A 2,743-nucleotide genomic window follows, 5' to 3' on the forward strand; every position below is an offset into this window, starting at 1 on the left:
GTCGGTGCAGGGATATATGCGGAAACCTTTCCTTATTTACAGAGGACGGTACTGACCTGGGGAGACTATGGCAAAATTACGATTCCCCAAGTTCTCGGCATAAATCACTGGCTGGTTATCGTTACATTAATATTATTAACATTGCTGCTGTTTCGTTGGTTTGAGAAAAAAGGCCTGTAAAAAATAGTATCAAATTACTATCGCCCAAAAATTACAGTGTACATCACAGCTATGTTTTCGGCTGGTTATATGGCGGATCTTGTCTTCGAATCTCCGCCTGCCGTAACGGCATCAAGAAAGATCATTACAACGGAAGCTGCGTCTTTTAGAGAAATTTCCTAGGGGCTGGATTCATGCTTAATGATGTCCTCAGCGGAGTACCGCATGCCAAACACTGTTTGGGTATAGCTTCCAACACCCATCATCTTCATTGCGCCAGCGAAGGCGGTGTCCGGCAGTACATTATTATCACCGGCGGGGAAGGAGTAGGCCTGTCAAGCAGGTCTACCTCAGACTCCCGCGGCATTTTCATGCCGCACTTATCTGCTCTTTCACATAAAATCTCCACATTTCAGGGTTATGATAATAAGGTAGAAATTATGAAATGCAAATTTTACGAACCGGAGGGATCTGTATGAGAAATGAACGCTTACAGAGGACAAGGAAGACACTGGCCCTGATTGCCGCGTTCCTTCTTCTTTCGGGGACAGCCATTGCCGCTCCTAAGGAAAAGAAGGATATGCCAAAGCAGAGCCAGCAGAACGGTCCTGTATGGCAGGCACCCGAACAGCAGGAGAAGAGAGACGGCGTTGTTATCCGCGAGATGAGATACACGCAGGGAGGCAACCTGCTGATCGTCTTCGGTTACCCAGACGGATACGGTTATCCCCCATATCCGGGATACCCGGGAAGGCCGGGCAATCCGGGAAAACATTACGGACAAAATATCCGTTGGGATAAGAATGAACAGATAGTGATAAGGGACATATTCGGAAGGACCTACAATAGCAGGATTATTAGATCTGACAGGAATGTTCTTGAACTGCTCGTCGAAGGCTTGTTCGGAGGAGCCAGGTACAACATAAGCTTTGGAGGAGTATTCCTTGACGAGGACAAATACGGAGTAAACGGCGAATTCTGGGCAAAGGACAAGTGGAAGTACAGAAAGTAAGATAAGCGGCAGTGGACCTGCCGCGCGAGCCGATGGGGCACAACAGCGAAGTGCGGCATTGAGAACACCACGCGAAGTGGCGATGCCATCGCCTAAAGGTATCGGCGTGTAAGTGATATCTGTTGTAATAAATTTCAATATACTCGAATATGCCATGCTCTGCCTGATGCCTTGTAAAATAGGCCCGGCCACAGATCAGTTCGACTTTATAACTCGCATACCGGCTTCCTCTGTCAGAATGGCATATAAGTCCTGATCCTGAAATTAAATCCGACAAACTGCTGGGAATATTTATAAATTTAAGATAGAATATAGCCTCTCTTTATAAAAAAGAGAAGACCGTCTTAATATGTTTGTTTTGTGATTTTTGGACATGAATGCTAAGGAGAGAAACCGGAATGATTTTTTCAATGGAGGAACTGTTGGTATTTATGTCGGTTCAGAAAAAGATATTTAATATTGTGAGACTTGTTGACGTATCAATGGTAACTCAATATTTATTATCTGATGACGGTAGAATAGAAGAACAGCCTTATAAATGTTACAGCGTATGGAATAAAAATATGCGCTGTGAAAATTGTATTTCTGCAAAAGCTTATGCATTGAAAGGCAAAATAAAGTGCCCCCCAATGTCAAGACACAGAATTTAAGATGATCCGAATAACTCCTTTCATTAGGCTGCTTGGGTCTTTTGTTGCCGGGTAAAAGCATCGGGAGTAAGTCCCCCCAGCGATGCATGGGGGCGGATCGTGTTGTAGTCATAAATGTATTTGTTGACGGCTGCGATCATCTCCTTTGGTGTGATGTACTCGTTGATGTAGATATCCTCGTATTTCAAGCTGCGAAAAAAACGTTCTGTGCGAACATTGTCCAACGCCTGGCCTTTGCCGTCCATTGATATCCTCACTCCGTTGCTCTCCATCAGATCCAGGTAGGCCTGGTTTGTGAAGTGGCTGCCCTGGTCGGAGTTGATAATCTCCGGTTTACGGTGGCTGAGAGCACGATGGAGACATCTTAATACAAATTCCTTTTCCAATGTGTAACTGATCTCATAGTCTACGATCCCGCGAGTATGCCAGTCGATGATGATAAACAAGTACAGAAAACCTTTCTTAAACGGCAGATAGGTTATATCCACACCCCAGACCTGATCCTCATGATCGATCATCAGATTGCGCAACAGATATGGCCGTACATATTGTGCGTGATACTTTTTGCTCAGGTTAGGCCCCGGATATAACGCGATAATATCCATCAGCCGCATCAGGCGGCGTATGCGTTTCCTGTTGACTTTGCAGCCGTAATGATTTCGCAGGTAGTCAGTCATTTTGCGATATCCCCAGGCTGGTTTCGCCATATGTGTCTTATCAATGATTTTCATGATGTCCAGGTTTTCCGCAGACTCTCCGTGTGTCGGATCGGATAGTTCCTGGCTTTGATTGCGGTAAACGCTGCTGCGATTCACCTCGATCAGTTCGCACTGTCTCTTAACCGTCAGCTTTTTGTTTTCTGTAGAAACTAGTTTTAGTCGCTCCTTCGGGACCAAAGATTTCGTTATATTTTTTTTTGAGC

The 2,743-nt window shown here is 45.1% G+C and carries 4 protein-coding genes and 1 pseudogene; 3 read left to right on the top strand and 2 right to left on the bottom strand.

Going from position 1 to position 2,743, the window contains the following annotated elements:
- On the top strand, positions 1 to 180 hold a 180-nt coding region (locus LLF78_01955; GenBank protein MCE5201265.1), incomplete at its 5' end, for a YeeE/YedE family protein.
- Positions 181 to 634: 454 nt separating this feature from the next.
- Positions 635 to 1,171 carry a hypothetical protein gene (locus LLF78_01960; protein ID MCE5201266.1) on the top strand — a complete coding sequence of 179 codons (537 nt, stop codon included), beginning with the start codon at positions 635 to 637 and terminating at the stop codon, positions 1,169 to 1,171.
- 103 nt (positions 1,172 to 1,274) lie between these two features.
- On the opposite strand, the pseudogene LLF78_01965 reads toward LLF78_01960, so the two are convergent.
- Positions 1,275 to 1,424, bottom strand: a pseudogene (locus tag LLF78_01965) (IS3 family transposase).
- A 145-nt stretch (positions 1,425 to 1,569) separates the two neighbouring features.
- On the opposite strand from LLF78_01965, the gene LLF78_01970 reads away from it, so the two are divergent.
- Positions 1,570 to 1,821, top strand: coding sequence for a hypothetical protein (locus tag LLF78_01970; protein ID MCE5201267.1), 252 nt, complete (start codon positions 1,570 to 1,572; stop codon positions 1,819 to 1,821).
- 23 nt (positions 1,822 to 1,844) lie between these two features.
- On the opposite strand, the gene LLF78_01975 is transcribed toward LLF78_01970, so the two are convergent.
- The coding region (locus LLF78_01975; GenBank protein MCE5201268.1) for an IS3 family transposase at positions 1,845 to 2,743 on the bottom strand (899 nt) is incomplete at its 5' end.

This window comes from Synergistaceae bacterium, from assembly GCA_021372895.1.
Classification (GTDB): domain Bacteria; phylum Synergistota; class Synergistia; order Synergistales; family Synergistaceae; genus JAJFTP01.

Excerpts from the sequence above, each read along its gene's own strand:
- LLF78_01960 (MCE5201266.1), top strand. The coding sequence starts at position 635 with ATGAGAAATGAACGCTTACAGAGGACAAGGAAGACACTGGCCCTGATT.
- LLF78_01970 (MCE5201267.1), top strand. The coding sequence starts at position 1,570 with ATGATTTTTTCAATGGAGGAACTGTTGGTATTTATGTCGGTTCAGAAA.